The following is a 16753-nucleotide window of genomic DNA, read 5'->3' as shown; positions in this document are numbered from 1 at the left end:
CTGTCACAGCGCCAACGCTTAAGCCACAGGATTCAGGAGATAGCTATGACTGGTCATATTCTGAAAGCACTCAGCACCCGTGAGATGGCCCGTGGGCCATTTGAGAACTCCGAGAAAGCAAAAACAAATGGAAGCTGGCAGCACTGGTATCTTGATCGGGACAGCAGTGACGTTGCCTGGCTGATCTTTGACAAGAAGGATGCCGCAGCGAACGTTCTCTCCGCGGGAGTTCTTGAGGAGCTCGCCAAGATTGTCGATGAGCTTGAGCGCAAGCCGCCAAAGGGGGTGGTGTTGCGCTCCATCAAGCCCACAGGCTTTTGCCTCGGGGCGGACATATCGGAGTTCACCGATCTCAAGTCAGAATCCGAGGTGGTTGAAAAGCTGACTCGGGCTCATGACGTGGTTGACCGGTTCGAGGCACTGACGTTTCCCACTATCGCGGTTATCCACGGCTCGTGTCTGGGTGGAGGCCTGGAACTGGCCTTGGCATGTGATTACCGGTTTGCCATCCCTGGAACCAAGCTGGGATTCCCTGAAGTGCAGTTGGGCCTGCATCCGGGCTTGGGTGGTACCGCCCGTTTCACCAAATTGGTGGACCCCATTGAAGCCATGACCATGATGCTGACCGGCAAGACCGCCCCCCATGGCAAGGCCCAAAAGCTGGGGCTGGTGGATCTGGTGTTGGAAGAACGCCATGTCGAGGCGGCTGTTGCAGCGGCTATTGACGGTGATATTGAACAGAGCAGTAGTGGCCTGCGCGGGCGTGTGCTTTCCACTAAACCAGCCAGGCAGTTGGAAACCCGCCAAATGCGCTCACAGAGTGCTAAAAAGGCTCCCCCCCAGCATTACCCCGCCCCCGAGGCATTGATTGAATTGTGGGAGAATCACGGCGGAGACTCCGGCCCTTCCATGCGCAAGGCTGAAATCGACTCATTCGCCAGGCTGATGATGACCGACACCTCACGTAACTTGGTGAAGGTGTTCTTCCTGCGTGAAAAAATGAAGGGACTGACCCGCACAGGGGCCGATCCGATCAGGCGCGTACACGTCATCGGTGCGGGTGAGATGGGGGCTGATATCGCCAGTTGGTGCGCCTTCCAGGGTTTGAGTGTCACCCTTTTTGATATGGAGGCGAAAAAACTGGCGGAAGCGGTGAAAAAACTGTCCGGCCTGTGTGAAAAGAAACACCGCTCCGAGTCCCAGCGCAGGGATATCCTGGATCGCCTGACACCGGACTTTGACAACCGGGGCGTTGAAGGGGCCGACCTGGTGATTGAGGCAGTACCCGAGAAGGTGGACCTCAAGCAGAAGGTTTATGAAGAGGTGGAGCCTCGTCTGAAGCAGGGCGCTATCCTGGCCACAAATACCTCCAGTATTCCTCTCGAAAGTCTGGGTGAAAAACTCAAGGATCCGCAACGCCTGGTTGGTTTGCATTTCTTTAATCCGGTAGCCGTGATGCCGCTGGTTGAAGTTGTCAGGCATGACAAGGCCGATGAAAAGGTGCTGGATCGCGCCCGGGCTTTTGTTGGTCAGATTGACCGGTTACCGGCACCGGTCAATACCGCTCCTGGCTTCCTGGTGAATCGAGCACTGACTCCTTACCTGGTGGAAGCCATGGTCATGCTGGATGAAGGTGTTGCCGCTGAGAGCATTGACCGGGTGGCGGAGGAGTTCGGCATGCCCATGGGGCCGATAGAGTTGGCCGACCAGGTAGGCCTGGACATTTGCCTCAGCGTGGCCGACATGTTGCGCGACCGGCTGGATACCGATATGCCGCCGGCGCCGGACTGGCTCAAACAGAAGGTTAATGATGGCAAATTGGGTAAGAAAACCGGCGAAGGCCTGTACCGGTGGAAGAAAGGCCAGGCCGACAAGCAGGACAAAACAGAGGCAGCCCCGGACGACACCCTCGACAGGCTACTGTTGCCTATGTTGAATGCCTGCATGGCCTGCCTGCGCGAGGGTGTGATCGAGGATGAATCCCTGGTGGACGGGGCAATGATCTTTGGTACCGGCTTTGCTCCCTTCCGTGGCGGCCCCATGAACTACGCTCATGAGCGGGGCATGGATGACATCCGGAAGTCACTGGAAACCCTGGCGAACAGCCATGGAGCCCGGTTCAGGCCGGATGAGGGGCTCCGTGATTGAGGAATATCTCATGGCTAATGGCGAGAAGCTGTGCCGATAACGACATCGAACAGGAAGTGAAAGAACGCCTGGAAGAAACCCTTGAGGCCAGCATTTACGTGTTTTTTACGATTTGCCGGTGCCCATCACCTTTTCATGCTTCTACTATGGAAGGTTAGGAGTGTATAGGGGAGGAAGGGTATGCGTTTGTCGTTATCAATCAGAGTGCTCATGCTTTTGGTTCTTCCGGGCCTGGCTGCCTTGCCGGGTGCCGCCAATGGTGCCTTTCGCTGTGGCTCATCACTGGTGGATGTCGGCGACTGGCCAGTGGAGGTTGAAGAGCGCTGCGGTGCGCCGGACTACGTAGCGACCTACCCAACGGCCACCGTTCCCGGAATAGGTATTGTTGGCGAAGTCGAGCATTGGTACTACAACCCGGGCCCACAGGGATTTATCCGCCGCCTTGAGTTCAGGAACGGCAAGCTCCGGCATGAGCACAGCCTGGGCTATGGCTTCGCCGGCGACAGTGCCGGTGACTGTTCTCCGGCGCGGCTGCAAAGCGGACTCAGCGAATTCGAAATGGTGGCCTATTGCGGCGAGCCGCTTTCCCGGCGGGTCACTTGGGAATCAGTTGGCGGTGGCTCAACGGTCGCTGGTCATTACCGTGCCGATCAACTGGTACCTGTGGAAGAATGGCTGTACGAGACTGGAAAGACTCAGTTCCGCCGCATCGTCAAGTTGCGCAACGGGCGGGTGGTTCACGTGGAGACTACCAAGAAACCAGCAGGAAACTGATTATGGCTCGTTTCAGCGATGGATTGCCTGCACCGTCGGTGCTGATGTTCGACTGGCATGGCACGCTGGTGGATACGCACGACGCCATGTTCAGCGCCATGGAAGAGATGCTGCCGCAGTTGGAAGACCTGGGCCTGGTGGACCGGCTGCTGCCTGAGGACAAATGTCGCACCTCTGATGATGCTCGCCTGGTCCGTTACATACGGATCTTTCGACGGTTGCACCCGCGCATTCTGGCGGAACGTCGGGTATCACGAACCGACATCTTCAACGCCATCTTCGGCGATGACAAAGACGCCAAGCTGATCGCCCACAAGGCCTACAACGATTGTTACCGGAAATATTTCGGCAAGGTGCGACCGTTCCAGCAGGGGGCATACGAATACCTGACCGCCATGAAAGACATGGGTATCCGGCTGGCGGTATCCACTAATCGCAACCGGGAGTTCCTGGACAAGGAACTGAGCATGGTGGACGAGGGGCGCTGGCGCGGCCTGTTCGACGCCACCGTCTGTGCTGACGATGTCACTGAGTACAAGCCCGATCCAGAGGTAATTACCCGTGTGTTGGAGAAGCTGGGCCTGCCACTCGACGGACGGGCCTGGTATGTGGGCGACAGCTACGTGGATATGCTCACGGCCAACCGTGCCGGGGTCTCGGGTGTATTCTACAACGGTGCCTGCTGGGAGCCTGGTCGGATTGACAGTTGGTTCAGTCATCGCGACGCTCCGGCCGCCATACTGGACAGCTTCGAAGACCTCATAGACCTGCTGGCGTTGTTGGAGCGACATCAGCCGGATGCCTTTCAGGCCACCCCCGCAGAAGTCCGGCCACGGCCTTATCCGCGTCCTGAACCGCCACAGCCCCGTATTGAGCCGGATTGGCATCCTGCCGTTGTCAGCTTGATCCGGCCGTCGGTGGTGCTGTTCGACTGGCACGCCACGCTGGTGGATACCCTGGACGCCATGTACCACGCGGTGGATGACATGTTCCCGGAGTTCGAGGAACTGGGCCTGGTTAGCCGTATGCTGGCGCCGGAAGACAGCAAGACTCCGGAAGACGCTCGGCTGGTGGCTTACGTGCGGGAATTTGCCAAGCTTCACCCCAAGGTTCGGGCCGACCGCAAGATCTCGCGCACCGATATCTTCGAGGTGTTGTTCGGGGATGATCAGGAAGCCAAGCAGATCGCACACAAGGTCTTTAATCGTCACTACCGAGAACACTATGGCACGGTGAAAGCCTTTGAGCCAAAGGTGAGAGCCGTACTCGAGGGGCTTCGCCGGCTCAATATTCAGGTGGGTGTCATTACCAATCGGGACCGGGAATTCTTTGAGCATGAACTTGCTGCGGTGGAAGACACTGGCTGGACACACCTGTTTGACGTGGATATCTGCGGTGACGACACGCCACTGAGAAAGCCTCATCCCGACCAACTTTATCTCGCAGTGCAGAAGCTGGACTACCCGCCAGACCCGAGCGTCTGGTACGTAGGTGACAGCACCACAGACGTGATAGCCGCCAAGCGCGCCGGTATGACGGCGGTGTTTTTCAACGGCGCGCAGTGGGACTTGCCATGGTTGAACCGGATTTTTCCGGGCACTCACAAGCATCCGGATAAGCCGGATGTAGTGGTCAATGACTTTTCGGAATTCTGGGCGCTTGTGCTGGCCTGCGAAATCGGCCCGCCGTGATCTCAGTGGGGCTGGCTGTTCGCCAGCGCATCTTCTATGTCGAGTCCTAGGGAGATAATGCCCTTTGGAAGGTTGTCGGTAATGGGCCCAACGGGGGCGCTGACCGTCACCTGAAAGCGGGACGTCGAGGCATCGTATCGAATATCCGAAAGGTACATGGCCTCCAGCCCGGTTAAACCGGAGCGGATGTTTGATACGACGGCGTTGAATTTTGGCTCATCTCCCTGCCAGTAATCCGAGGTAAGTTGGCTCATGGCGACCAGGGTGCCCATGTTGTTGGAGAGCAATGCCTCGGTGACCAGTTCCGGGTGAGTAAGCGTCCAGGCATTCAGAGTTCGCGATCCCGGCAACTCAAGTATGGTATTGGCAAGGTCGGTTGCCTTACCCGGTGCCAGTGCCTGCCACATGCTGTCGAAGGTCAGTACGTCCGCCAAGGTTTCCATGCGTGGGCCGGCATCAATGGATTGTTGCAGGTCAAGCATACTGTCGAGCTCGCGGAATAACCGTTCGGCCAGTTTTCTTATGCGCCGGTCCTCCTCTGCGGAGAGTGTAATCTGCCCTTCCATACACTTGGGTAAATAGCGATTAAAGTTCGAGATGAAGTCCGGATTGTTGACTGTGAAATTCTCGCTCATATACAGATACAGCGGCGCGTAGCGGAGAAAGTGTGCGTTCAACTCGTTGTAGCCCGTGCGTTTCATGTGTTGCAGGCCGCTCATGGTTCGCTCATCCATCAACGCGGCGTCAATTCGCCCGCGTCTGAGCAGGGCCGGTAATTGGCTTGGTGATGAAACGCTCAGAAAAATGTTATAACCATTGGCTTGGAGCCAGGCTTTCTCATTACTACCATCAACAACGCCAACGCGTGCGGTGTTGGGGATTGGCCCGGCTTCTGTGGTGAAAAAATACCATTTCTCCAGCGACACCGGGTCACTGCGTTTGGCCGTGATATCCAGCTCTGTGGACGGATCTATGGCAAAGTAACCGTCAATAAGATTGCGGCTTAGTGAGTGCGCAGCCCGATTCTGGGGAGCGAGCCGAATGTTCGTTGACCAGCCGGCCTGGTTGGCCGCGCAGGTCACGGTATCTACGGTTTCGCCGACCACATCCGCTACGCCATCCCCTGTCTGTGCAGACATCTGGTAAGGCGGTGATTCAAATGTGTAGAGAGTGAGTGTGGGAGGCCCAGCGTGGCACACAGAAACAGCAAGGGTGCCCAGTACGCTCAGGGCCATAGGCCGAAGATCCATGATGACTGCGTCATCCCTTTTGTTGACAATGCTGACTGAAGACTAGCATTCGGCGGGGCGTTTTGCCTTACTTTGTCCGACAATGGACTGATAAGTTCTGGGCAGCTCTTCGCTCGAATGAATAACAAAAAAGGCTCTTGAATGTCTGATGTAAAAACATCGATTCTGGTTGTGGATGACGACCTCGCCATCCGGGAATTGTTGCATGAGCACCTGTCTCGTGTTGGCTATGATGTCATGACCGCGGCCGAAGGCGACAGTATGCGACGCACTCTGGCAGAGTCGCGGGTCGATCTGATTGTCCTTGATGTCATGTTGCCGGGCGATGATGGTTTTACGCTTTGCCGTGAGATTCGCGAACACTCCCAGGTGCCGATCATCATGCTGACCGCGAGCTCGGACGAAACCGACCGTGTGGTCGGCCTTGAAATCGGTGCCGATGACTACCTGGCCAAGCCCTTCAGCGCCCGGGAATTGCAGGCCAGGGTCAAGGCGCTATTGCGACGTTCCGGGTTCAATCGCGCGGACAATCCCCGGTTCGTGGGTTTTGATCGCTGGCGGCTGGACACCCAGGCCCATGAGCTTATCTCGGACCAGGGGGAAGCAACGCCGTTGTCCGGCGCGGATTTTTCGTTGTTGCAGCTATTCCTGGCACACCCCAACGAAGTTCTGGACCGCGACACCATTTCCGGCGTTACCCGGGGGCGGGAATCCATGCCGCTGGACCGGGTGGTGGATGTGGCCGTCAGCCGTCTGCGCCAGCGACTGGGAGATCAGGGGCGCAGCCCCAGGCTGATCAAGACGGTGAGAGGGGCAGGGTATCTGCTGGCGGCAACGGTGACCCATGGTGCGGAATAACAATGGGGCGGTAGAGACTGGCCGCAAGGTCTGGCGCCTTGTGCCCTCGTCGCTTCTCGGGCGCATTCTGCTTCTGACTCTGTTGGCAATGGGGGTCGCCCAGGTCGCCTCCAGCGTGATCTGGGTTGGCACATTCCGCGCCCAACAGGTGGAGGGCCTGGTCAACACCACCCGCAACCTGGCCTCCTCAGCGGCCGCCACCACACAGTTCTTCAAGTCCCTGCCGTTGCAGTACCGGCATATTGTGCTGGATCAGTTGAGGGACATGGGGGGCTCGCGGTTCTTTGTCTCGCTCAACAACAAACGTATCGATATGCGTGCCCTGCCAGACAGCGAGCGCAAACAGCTGGTGATGGACGAAGTGGTGTCGGTGCTCAAGAGTCGCCTGGGAAAATCGATCAATTTGCACGTGGAGTTTGTGCATCCGGATGACCTGCGTATCCTCAATACCCAGTTGCCCCTGGATGCGTTACCGGAATCCTGGGCCCACTATGCGCTTACCCTTGAGCCCATCAAGCCGCCGGTGCTGGTCACCCAGGTGGAAGTTGCCAAGGATGAGTGGCTGTATCTGGCCTCGTTGCTGCCCGCGCCCTATGTCTCGCTGGATGATGAAAGCATTCCTGGCCAGCAGATTGTGTTTATCCTGGTGATGATTGGCGTTCTGTTCCCGGTACTGGCCTGGTTGGTGCGTCGCCAGACCCGGCCTTTGCACAAACTGGCCAGGGCCGCGCGGGACCTGCCCCTGGACGAGCACCGGCCGCCGTTGCGGGAGCAGGGCAGCGCCGAGATCATTGCGGTTACTCGCGGCTTCAACACCATGCATCGACGCTTGCAAAGCTACATCAGCGACAGGGATCAGCTGTTCCGTGCAATTTCCCACGACCTGAAAACGCCGATAACAAGGCTGCGCCTGCGGGCCGACCTGATTGACGATGCAGAGATCCGTGAACGTTTCGAGAGTGATCTTCAGGAACTGGAGCTGCTGGTAAAGGGTGCCCTGCAGGGTATGAAGGATACCGACATCCACGAGAACGTGGAGTTGGTTGATATTGACGGCATGTTGCGCCGAATGGCGGAAGCCTACGAAGGAGAGAACCCCCGAGTGGTCGTGGAAGGTGCCTGTGCCGCCTACCGCGGCAAGCCGCTGGCACTGAAGCGTTGCCTGGGTAACCTGGTGGATAATGCCATCAAGTATGGAGAGTCGGCGACGATCAGTGTGGAGGACTCTCCAGAGCAGTTGACCATCCACGTCAGGGACTACGGGCCGGGTATTCCGGAGGCCGAGCTTGGCCGGATCTTTGAGCCCTACTACCGCCTGGGTCAGGAGCACCGGCGGGGCCATGGTCTTGGCCTTGGTATCGCCCGTAACATTGCCCAAAGCCATGGTGGCGACCTTGAAATAGCAAATTGGCTATGCGGTGGCCTGACTGTGACGCTCACACTCCCCCGGCATTGATCGCGTATGTAACAACCGTGTTACATCGGCCTTTCAGTTTGATACGTTCCTCCCCGAGGTATTGCCATAGACTCCGATATTGCTAATACAACAAAAACAAGGAGTCATTATGAATACCCATAAAACGTATCGTTCTGCCCTGACCCTGGGCGCCAAACCTCTTCACAGGCTCACCGCCGCCGTAAGCGTGGTGTCGTTGGGACTGTTCGCCGGTCAAGCGTATGCCCAGGAAAGCGTGGAAGAGCGCCTGTCCGCGCTGGAGCAACAGCTGGCAGAAGTTGAGCCCCATGCCCGCGGTGAGCAGGGTTTCTCCTTCAACACCTATGCCCGCTCCGGCCTACTACTCAACAGCGATGGCAAGAGCGCTCCCGGCGGACCTTACCTGACCCCCGCAGGATCCGTTGGTGGCGCCGTGGGTCGGTTGGGTAACGAGCCAGACACTTATCTGGAAGCGATACTCAATTACAAATCCGTGGCGGATAACGGCACCAAGGCTCATTACCGCTTGATGATTGCCGATGCCACGACCTCCAGCAACGACTGGACCGCCGATGATGGTGCCCTGAACGTGCGCCAGGCCTATGTCCAGTTCAGTGACCTGGCCAGCTTTACCGGTATCTTTGAAGATGCCGCGATTTGGGCCGGTAAACGCTTTGACCGGGATCTGGACTTCGACATTCACTGGCTCGACAGCGATATCGTTTTTCTGGGAGGGACCGGTGCCGGTATCTATGATGTGACCTTCAGCGAGTCGGTAAAATCCAACTTCTCTTTCTATGGCCGCAGCTTCCTGGATTTCCCCTCTGACCCCACCACCACCGATGGCAGCTCCGACACCGATAACCTGATCCTCACCGCCAATAACTATTTCGGTAACGTTGAGTGGCTGATCAGCGGCATGTCCGCCGCAGACAACGACGAGCGCATCGTCAATGGTGTTATGGAAGCGGCCGACTCGGGTGTGCATACCATGCTGGCCTACCACGGTGACAGCTTCTTTGGAATCTCCGATGGCAGCTTCAAGGTAGCTGTTCTACACGGCCAGGGCCTGGGCGCAGAGACCAAGAACATCGGTGCCGATGGCAACCTGCATGAAGACGCTGCCAGCACCCGAATAGCGGCCTACGGCACCACTCGGCTGGGTAACAGCTGGCGCATTGCACCGGCGATCATGGCTGAAACCAGCAAGGACCGTTATGTGGAAGGGGACGAGTACCAATGGTTGACCTTCAACACCCGCCTGGCTAACGAACTGGGCGCCAACTTCGAAATGCAGTATGAAGCCTCCTGGCAGGTGATGGACCTGCAAACGGAAGGCTACGAAGGCCGAGGTGACGTGGATGGCGACTATGCCCGCTTCACCATCGCACCGACTTTCAAGCCTCAAGTCGGTGGCTTCTGGAACCGCCCGGAAATTCGGGTTTTCGCTACTTACTCCACCTGGGACGATGAGCTCAACCGCTACGACGGCGGTGATGCCCTGGGACAGGAAGATTTTGGCGGCAGCCAGTGGACCTTTGGTACCCAGATGGAAGTCTGGTTCTGAGCCTGACAAACGTCTGCACGACAAAAATAAGGAGTCACTATGAAAACGTTCAAGCATCATCTTACAGCCCTGGCGGTCTCTGCCGCCCTGATGCCAACAGCGGCCGTTCAGGCCGGTGAAGTCGAGGTTCTGCATTGGTGGACCGCTGGCGGTGAAGCGCGCGCGGCGGCCGCTCTTAAGAAAATGATGGAAGAGCAGGGACACACCTGGAAAGACTTCGCCGTGGCCGGTGGCGGTGGTGAAGCCGCCATGACCGTCCTGAAAACCCGCGCTGTCTCTGGTAACCCACCCGCTGCAGCCCAGATCAAGGGCCTGGATATCCGTGAGTGGGCGGAACTGGGCTTTTTGACCAGCCTGGACAGTGTGGCTGAGGCTGAGAATTGGGACCAGCTTATACCTCCGATGATCTCCGATGTCATGAAGTACGAAGGCGAGTACGTCGCCGTGCCGGTCAACGTACACCGGGTAAATTGGCTGTGGGTGAACCCGGAGGTCATGAAAGATGTCGGTGTTGAGGTGCCCACCACGTTGGATGAGTTCTTCGAGGTAGCCGATAAGCTCAAGGCTGAGGGTTATATCCCCCTGGCGCATGGCGGCCAGCCGTGGCAGGACGCAACCGTGTTCGATGCGGTGGCACTTGCAGAACTGGGCCCTGATGATTATCGCAAGGCGTTTGTCGAGCACGACATGGACGTGATCAACAGCGACAAAATGGAAGAGGTCTTCGCACAGTTTGCCAAGGTCATGAGCTACGTCGATGACGATGCGGCGGGTCGCGACTGGAACACTGCCACTGGCATGGTGATTCGCGGTGAGGCTGCCATGCAGATCATGGGCGATTGGGCCAAGGGCGAGTTCACCGCGGCCGGTCTGACACCGGGCGAGGATTACGTGTGCGCGCCGGCTCCCGGCACAACAGGGCAATTTACCTTCAACGTGGACTCCTTCGCCATGTTCACCCTCTCCGAGGAAGAGGACATCAAGGCCCAGAAGGACCTCGCCCGAACCATTCTGGAACCGGAATTCCAGACCCTGTTCAATCAGAACAAAGGCTCGATCCCGGTTCGTACCGACATGGACATGAGTGATTTCGATACCTGTGCCCAGGCGTCAATGGATACCTTCAAGTCCAGTGCCGATGATGGTGGTCTGGTGCCGAGCTTCTCCCATGGCCTGGCAACGACCAGCTACATCCAGGGCCAGATCTTTGATGTGGTCACCAACTTCGTAAACTCCAACAACCCGGACCCGGCAAAAACCACGGACCAGCTGGCAGCCGCCATCCAGTCCGCGATGTAATGCCGTATCAGGCCGCCCGGTGGGCGGCCTTCGGGTTTCTTCAGGGGATTCCTCATGGAACACACTCAACGTCGCCCCACCGGGGTGGCCAGGGCATCGTCTGGCCTGATGGATGGCCTGCAGCGCTGGTTGCCGAAACTGGTGGTGGCCCCGACCTTCCTGCTGGTTGGCATCGGGATCTATGGCTACATGCTATGGACGGGCGTGCTGTCATTTACCAATTCCAGCTTCCTGCCCAGTTACAATTTCGTTGGCCTGGAGCAATACGCCAAGCTGATGGAGAGCGAGCGCTGGATAGTCGCTTCATGGAATCTGGCCATCTTTGGTGGACTCTTTATCGGCATCTGCCTGTTGATCGGTGTGGTGCTGGCGATATTCCTGGATCAGCGTATCCGCCAGGAAGGTGCGATCCGGACGATCTATCTCTATCCCATGGCGCTGTCCATGATTGTCACCGGCACCGTGTGGCGATGGATTCTGAATCCGCGTCTGGGGCTGGAAAAGCTGATGCATGACTGGGGCTGGACGTCCTTCAGCTTTGACTGGTTGGTGAACTCCGACTTTGCCATCTACACCATCGTGATGGCCGCCGTCTGGCAGGCATCTGGCTTTGTCATGGCTCTGTTCCTGGCCGGCCTGAGGGGCGTCGATTCGTCAATCATTCGCGCAGCGCGGGTGGATGGTGCCAGCCTGCCGGTGATCTATTGGAAAATCATCCTGCCCTCGTTACGGCCGGTATTCTTCAGCTCCGTGATGGTGCTGGCTCACATCGCCATCAAGAGTTTTGACCTGGTAATGGCGATGACCGCCGGCGGCCCCGGCTATTCCACCGACTTACCTGCCGTGTACATGTACGCACACACCTTCACCCGTGGCCAGATGGGCCTGGGCTCCGCCAGCGCGATGCTAATGCTGGGAGCCATCCTGGCGCTGCTGGTGCCTTACCTGTATTCCGAACTGAGGGAGAAGCGCCATGACTGATATGGTTCGTACCGGCTTTCGCCCCAGCCGCATCGCCATTTACGGGGTGCTGTTACTGGCCTGCCTGGTGTATCTGATTCCTCTGATCGTGATGTTGATCACCAGTTTCAAAACGCCCATGGATATCCGGTCCGGCAACCTGCTGGCACTGCCGGCAGACTGGACAACCATCGGCTGGACCAAGGCCTGGTCCGAGGCCTGCACAGGGGTGCAGTGCGAAGGCGTAAAGGGATATTTCTGGAACTCGTTCAAGATGACTGTGCCGGCGGTGATGATCTCCACCCTGCTGGGCGCCTTTAACGGCTATGTGCTCTCGAAGTGGAAGTTCAAGGGCTCGGACCTGATGTTTGGCATGCTGCTCTTCGGCTGCTTTGTGCCCTTCCAGGTGGTGCTGCTGCCCATGGCAGCAACCCTTGGCAAGCTGGGCATGGCCAACACCACCGCTGGATTGGTACTGGTCCACGTGATCTACGGGGTGGCCTTTACCACGCTGTTTTTCCGCAACTATTACGTGGCCATTCCCGACGCTTTGGTGAAGGCGGCCCGGCTCGACGGCGCCGGCTTTTTCACCATCTTCTTCCGCATCCTTCTGCCCATGTCCACACCCATCTTCATGGTGTCACTGATCTGGCAGTTCACCCAGATCTGGAACGACTTCCTGTTCGGCGTGGTCTTCGCCAGCGGCGACAGCCAGCCGATAACGGTCGCCCTGAATAACCTGGTGAACACCAGTACCGGGGTGAAGGAATACAACGTGGATATGGCCGCCGCCATGATTGCCGCCCTGCCAACGCTGGTGGTGTACATCGTGGCCGGCAAGTACTTTATACGCGGCCTGACGGCCGGCTCGGTTAAAGGGTAAAACAACATGTCACAACTTGAACTGCGGGACATCCGCAAGACATACCCGGGGGCTCTCGATGAGACGCTCAAAGGCATTAATATTGACATCGCATCCGGTGAGTTTCTGACTCTCGTTGGACCTTCCGGCTGCGGCAAGTCAACCCTGATGAACAGCATTGCCGGCCTGGAATCCATTACCGGTGGGTCGATTGTGGTGGAAGGCAAGGACATATCCACCATGGAGCCGAAGGACCGGGACATCGCCATGGTGTTCCAGTCCTACGCGCTCTACCCCACCATGTCGGTGAGCGAGAACATTGCCTTCGGCCTGAAAATCCGTGGTATGCCGAAAGACGAGATCCAGCAGGAAGTGGAGCGGGTCGCCGATCTGCTGCAGATTTCCGCGTTGCTGGACAAGAAGCCGGCCCGGCTTTCAGGCGGTCAGCAACAGCGGGTCGCCATGGGGCGCGCGCTGGCTCGCAGGCCGAAGATTTATCTGTTCGACGAGCCGTTGTCCAACCTGGACGCCAAGCTGCGGGTGGAAATGCGCACCGAAATCAAGAAGCTGCACCAGCGCCTGAAAACCACCATTGTGTACGTGACCCACGATCAGATCGAAGCCATGACGCTGGCGGACCGGATCGCGGTGCTCAAAGACGGCGAACTTCAGCAACTGGGCACACCGAAGGAAGTCTACGACACCCCGGAAAACCTGTTTGTCGCCGGCTTTATGGGCTCGCCGTCCATGAGTTTTATTAACGTGACGGTAGAGCCGGCCGGGCCGGGTCTGGTGGTCAACGTTGAGGGCAGCGATGGCCGGAAACTTGCCCTGCCAGTGCCGGATTACCTGCAGGGGTGGGCCGGCAAACAGGTGGTGCTCGGCATCCGCCCGGAGCACATAAGCCAGCCAGACGAACAGAAAAGGGATAGCCAGATGGTGGCCGAGAGCCGTTTTACGGTGGAAGTGACCGAACCCACCGGGCCGGATATCCTCGCCGTGATTCGCCTCAACAATGTGGATGTGCAGTGCCGGCTGGATGCAGAGCACCCGGTGAACTGGGGTGAAGAGGCAGAGCTGATGTTCGACATGAGAAAGGTCGTGTTTTTCGACCCGGACAGCGAGAAGCGCATCCGCCCATAGTCGCGCCAGTCCCTCTCTGTTTTCAGAGTTGCTCCAGGTGTGCCAGCAAGTTGTCGGCACGCTGGAGCAGCGCCTCCCGCCTTTCTGGTTTCTGCTTGTCCCAGTTGCGGTACATCATGCCCATGCGTGGATTGCTGGCAAAGTCTTCCCGATGGCGATTGATGAAATGCCAATAGAGCGAATTGAACGGGCAGGCGTCGTCTTCCGTGGCCTTGTTGACCTTGTAGTGGCAGTTGCTGCAGTGGTCCGACATGCGCTGGATGTATTTGCCGCTGGCGGCATAGGGTTTCGATCCCAGATAGCCACCGTCTGCGTGCATCACCATGCCCAGCACGTTGGGTAGCTCCACCCAGTCGTAGGCATCGGCATACACGGCCAGGTACCAGTCACAGATCTCCTCCGGCTTGACGCCGGCCAGCAGCGCAAAATTACCGGTCACCATCAGCCGCTGTATATGGTGTGCATAGGCGTTGCGACGGGTGGCATCAATAGCCTTGTGCATGCAGCGCATCCTGGTGTCCCCGGTCCAGTAGAACCAGGGTAGGGAACGGGTATTACCGAGCCGGTTTTCCTTTGCGTACCCTGGCATATGCAACCAGTAGATACCCCGCACAAACTCTCTCCAGCCCAGGATCTGCCGAATAAAACCCTCCACTGCGTTTATCGGCGCGCGCCCTGAATACCAGGCCTGTGCGGCGGCCTCGCAGACGGCCAGTGGGTCCAGCAAGCCGCAATTGATATAGGGCGACAGGATGGAGTGAAACAACCAGTCTTCATTGTCGGACATGGCGTCCTGGAAATCGCCGAAACAGGGCAGGGCGAAATCGATGAAGTAATCCAGCGCCTGTTCAGCGTCCTCGTGGGTGACGGCAAAGTGGAAATCCTCCGTGGTGCCGAAGTGATCGGTAAAGTGTTGCTCTACCAGTTCAATCACGTCCCGGGTCACCTCGTCGGGTTCAACACGAAACGGGGCCGGTGCCGCCGGTTTTCCCGTCCACTTGCGGCGATTGTCGGCATCGAAATTCCACTCTCCGCCCTCCGGTTTGCCTTCTGGCGTCATCAATAAACCGGTTTTTCGCCGCATTTCCCGGTAGAAGAACTCCATTCGCAGCTGTTTTCGGCCATCGGCCCAGTCTGCAAACTCCTGCTTGCTGGCCATAAAGCGTGTGTCAGGGCGAATTTCCACGGGCACGCCCAGTCGCTCACGCCAGTGGCTGATCTGATCGTGCAGGCGCCATTCGCCGCATTCCGTAGTGATGATTCTCTCGGCGTGGCTCTCACTCAGTTCGCAGGCGACCACCGCTTCCAGGCTATGGATAGCGTTGTCCGGGTGGTACCGCTGGTATTGGACCCGCCAGCCGTCATCCTCCAGCCGCTGTGCGAAATGGCGCATGGCGCTGAACAGCAGAACCAGTTTCTTCTTGTGGTGATTGGTGTAGCTGGCCTCGTCGTGGACCTCTGCCATCACGATTCTGTCTCGTTCCCTGTCAGCGTTGTCGAGTGCGCTGATGGCGGTGGTCAGCTGGTCGCCGAGTATCAGAATCAGATTGGGCATAGCGGGAAACGACCTCCGTACCTGGGGCAGCAATCACCCATGATCGCCACGATGTGGTACGAAGGATACGCCAGCGGCGCAAGGCTGGTTCAGCTGGAAGCTAGCCGCCGGTCATATTCATAAAGCGAAGAATCTGAACGTCACCCTCGCTGGAAAAGTGATGGCGCTCCGGTTTCAGGTCCATGGCGTTGATGATGGTTTCACGGAGTTTGTCATCGGTTTCCGGGTGGCCGCGCAGCACGCGACGCAGATCAACGGAATGCTCGTTGCCCAGGCATAGCAGCAGACGGCCTTCCACCGTGACCCGAACGCGGTTGCAGGTGGAGCAAAAATTGTGGGAATGGGGCGAGATGAAACCGACCCGGATGTCGCTGTCCGGCATGCGGTAGTAGCGGGCGGGGCCGCCGGAATCTTCCGGTGTGGGAACCAGCTTATGGCGCTGGCTGATGATATCGCGCACTTCGTCGCTGGTGCACAGCACCTGACCGCGATCATGATCGGAAATTTCACCCAGTGGCATTTCCTCAATGAAGGTAATGTCCACCTTCTTTTTGCGGGCAAACTCAACCAGCTCTGGTACTTCCTGGTCGTTGCCACCTTTCATGACAACGGTATTGAGTTTGATGCCCTCAAACCCCGCCTCTTTTGCGGCGTCTATACCATCAAGAACCTGGGCAAGCCGGCCAGTGCGGGTGATGCGGCTGAATTTCTCGGCATCCAGGGAATCCAGGCTGATATTCAATCGTTTGAGCCCGGCCTTGCGCAGTGGCTCTGCCATGGTGGGCAACTGGCTGCCATTGGTGGTCATGGCGAAGTCCCGCAGGCCCAATGTGCCGATTTCCTTGACCAGTTCCAGAATGCCCCGTCTTACAAGCGGCTCTCCCCCGGTCAACCGAATCTTTTCGGTGCCCAGGGATACGAAGGTCTTTGCCACCTGGGCAATCTCTTCAAGCGTCAGCACCTGCTGCCGTGGCAGGAAGGTCATCTCCTCTGCCATGCAATACACGCACCGGAAATCGCAGCGGTCTGTGACGGACAGACGCACATAGTTGACGGTGCGACCAAAACGGTCTGTCAGCGTGGCGTTGGGCATGGGTAAATTCCCCGTCTGGTTTTGTATACAACCAGCATAACCAAAGTGTGGTGAATAACCCAACCCAATATCGACAAAATAGCAATTTGGCAAGTAAAGGAAGGCCGTGCCTGCAAAT

General features: G+C 57.8%; 14 protein-coding genes. 11 read left to right on the top strand and 3 right to left on the bottom strand.

What is annotated here, in order from left to right:
• Positions 1-45 precede the first annotated feature (45 nt).
• From AC0B60_RS15140 to AC0B60_RS15125, 4 genes are read left to right on the top strand one after another with little or no spacing between them, the layout of a single operon-like run.
• Complete coding sequence (locus AC0B60_RS15140; RefSeq protein WP_465086690.1) at positions 46-2148, top strand: 3-hydroxyacyl-CoA dehydrogenase NAD-binding domain-containing protein; 2103 nt, start codon at positions 46-48, stop codon at positions 2146-2148.
• A 17-nt stretch (positions 2149-2165) separates the two neighbouring features.
• Positions 2166-2306, top strand: coding sequence for a hypothetical protein (locus AC0B60_RS15135; protein WP_465086689.1), 141 nt, complete (start codon positions 2166-2168; stop codon positions 2304-2306).
• Between the two features lie 52 nt (positions 2307-2358).
• Complete coding sequence (locus AC0B60_RS15130; protein WP_465086688.1) at positions 2359-2922, top strand: DUF2845 domain-containing protein; 564 nt, start codon at positions 2359-2361, stop codon at positions 2920-2922.
• 2 nt (positions 2923-2924) lie between these two features.
• Positions 2925-4613 carry an HAD family hydrolase gene (locus tag AC0B60_RS15125; protein WP_465086687.1) on the top strand — a complete coding sequence of 563 codons (1689 nt, stop codon included), beginning with the start codon at positions 2925-2927 and terminating at the stop codon, positions 4611-4613.
• 2 nt (positions 4614-4615) lie between these two features.
• On the opposite strand, the gene AC0B60_RS15120 is transcribed toward AC0B60_RS15125, so the two are convergent.
• Positions 4616-5863, bottom strand: a complete 1248-nt coding sequence (locus AC0B60_RS15120; RefSeq protein ID WP_465086685.1) for a substrate-binding periplasmic protein — start codon at positions 5861-5863, stop codon at positions 4616-4618.
• 141 nt (positions 5864-6004) lie between these two features.
• Here AC0B60_RS15120 and AC0B60_RS15115 point away from each other — a divergent pair, with 141 nt between their 5' ends.
• The 7 genes from AC0B60_RS15115 to AC0B60_RS15085 all read left to right on the top strand — a co-directional run bounded on the left by AC0B60_RS15115 (position 6005) and on the right by AC0B60_RS15085 (position 13987).
• Entirely contained in the window at positions 6005-6721 is a 717-nt protein-coding gene (locus AC0B60_RS15115; RefSeq protein WP_465086684.1) for a response regulator, read from the top strand.
• Positions 6708-8177, top strand: a complete 1470-nt coding sequence (locus AC0B60_RS15110; RefSeq protein WP_465086682.1) for an ATP-binding protein — start codon at positions 6708-6710, stop codon at positions 8175-8177. Before AC0B60_RS15115 ends, AC0B60_RS15110 begins: the two co-directional genes overlap by 14 nt.
• A gap of 109 nt (positions 8178-8286) precedes the next feature.
• Positions 8287-9723, top strand: a complete 1437-nt coding sequence (locus tag AC0B60_RS15105; RefSeq protein WP_465086681.1) for a carbohydrate porin — start codon at positions 8287-8289, stop codon at positions 9721-9723.
• 39 nt (positions 9724-9762) lie between these two features.
• Positions 9763-11022, top strand: coding sequence for an ABC transporter substrate-binding protein (locus tag AC0B60_RS15100; protein WP_465086680.1), 1260 nt, complete (start codon positions 9763-9765; stop codon positions 11020-11022).
• Between the two features lie 54 nt (positions 11023-11076).
• Positions 11077-12003 (top strand): carbohydrate ABC transporter permease, encoded by a 927-nt coding sequence (locus AC0B60_RS15095; RefSeq protein ID WP_041334029.1) that lies wholly within the window; start codon positions 11077-11079, stop codon positions 12001-12003.
• A complete protein-coding gene (locus tag AC0B60_RS15090) occupies positions 11996-12865 on the top strand; it encodes a carbohydrate ABC transporter permease (RefSeq protein ID WP_465086679.1) in 870 nt (289 codons plus the stop codon). Before AC0B60_RS15095 ends, AC0B60_RS15090 begins: the two co-directional genes overlap by 8 nt.
• Before the next feature lie 6 nt (positions 12866-12871).
• On the top strand, positions 12872-13987 hold the full coding sequence (locus AC0B60_RS15085) for an ABC transporter ATP-binding protein (RefSeq protein WP_465086677.1): 1116 nt from the start codon (positions 12872-12874) through the stop codon (positions 13985-13987).
• 22 nt (positions 13988-14009) lie between these two features.
• Here AC0B60_RS15085 and AC0B60_RS15080 read toward each other — a convergent pair whose 3' ends face one another.
• Both AC0B60_RS15080 and moaA read right to left on the bottom strand, forming a co-directional pair.
• Positions 14010-15542 (bottom strand): cryptochrome/photolyase family protein, encoded by a 1533-nt coding sequence (locus AC0B60_RS15080; RefSeq protein ID WP_465086676.1) that lies wholly within the window; start codon positions 15540-15542, stop codon positions 14010-14012.
• 100 nt (positions 15543-15642) lie between these two features.
• The gene (gene moaA / locus AC0B60_RS15075) at positions 15643-16635 is read right to left on the bottom strand and encodes a GTP 3',8-cyclase MoaA (protein ID WP_465086675.1); all 993 of its coding nucleotides are present in this window, start codon (positions 16633-16635) and stop codon (positions 15643-15645) included.
• Positions 16636-16753: the final 118 nt, after the last annotated feature.

Source organism: Marinobacter sp. V34 (genome assembly GCF_055524115.1).
Note: the sequence above shows the minus strand (reverse complement) of the source record. Positions and strands in the feature narration are given on the sequence as shown.

Coding starts and splice junctions, on each gene's coding strand:
- AC0B60_RS15140 (WP_465086690.1), top strand. CDS start 46: ATGACTGGTCATATTCTGAAAGCACTCAGCACCCGTGAGATGGCCCGT.
- AC0B60_RS15135 (WP_465086689.1), top strand. CDS start 2,166: ATGGCGAGAAGCTGTGCCGATAACGACATCGAACAGGAAGTGAAAGAA.
- AC0B60_RS15130 (WP_465086688.1), top strand. CDS start 2,359: ATGCTTTTGGTTCTTCCGGGCCTGGCTGCCTTGCCGGGTGCCGCCAAT.
- AC0B60_RS15125 (WP_465086687.1), top strand. CDS start 2,925: ATGGCTCGTTTCAGCGATGGATTGCCTGCACCGTCGGTGCTGATGTTC.
- AC0B60_RS15120 (WP_465086685.1), bottom strand. CDS start 5,863: ATGGATCTTCGGCCTATGGCCCTGAGCGTACTGGGCACCCTTGCTGTT.
- AC0B60_RS15115 (WP_465086684.1), top strand. CDS start 6,005: ATGTCTGATGTAAAAACATCGATTCTGGTTGTGGATGACGACCTCGCC.
- AC0B60_RS15110 (WP_465086682.1), top strand. CDS start 6,708: ATGGTGCGGAATAACAATGGGGCGGTAGAGACTGGCCGCAAGGTCTGG.
- AC0B60_RS15105 (WP_465086681.1), top strand. CDS start 8,287: ATGAATACCCATAAAACGTATCGTTCTGCCCTGACCCTGGGCGCCAAA.
- AC0B60_RS15100 (WP_465086680.1), top strand. CDS start 9,763: ATGAAAACGTTCAAGCATCATCTTACAGCCCTGGCGGTCTCTGCCGCC.
- AC0B60_RS15095 (WP_041334029.1), top strand. CDS start 11,077: ATGGAACACACTCAACGTCGCCCCACCGGGGTGGCCAGGGCATCGTCT.
- AC0B60_RS15090 (WP_465086679.1), top strand. CDS start 11,996: ATGACTGATATGGTTCGTACCGGCTTTCGCCCCAGCCGCATCGCCATT.
- AC0B60_RS15085 (WP_465086677.1), top strand. CDS start 12,872: ATGTCACAACTTGAACTGCGGGACATCCGCAAGACATACCCGGGGGCT.
- AC0B60_RS15080 (WP_465086676.1), bottom strand. CDS start 15,542: ATGCCCAATCTGATTCTGATACTCGGCGACCAGCTGACCACCGCCATC.
- moaA (WP_465086675.1), bottom strand. CDS start 16,635: ATGCCCAACGCCACGCTGACAGACCGTTTTGGTCGCACCGTCAACTAT.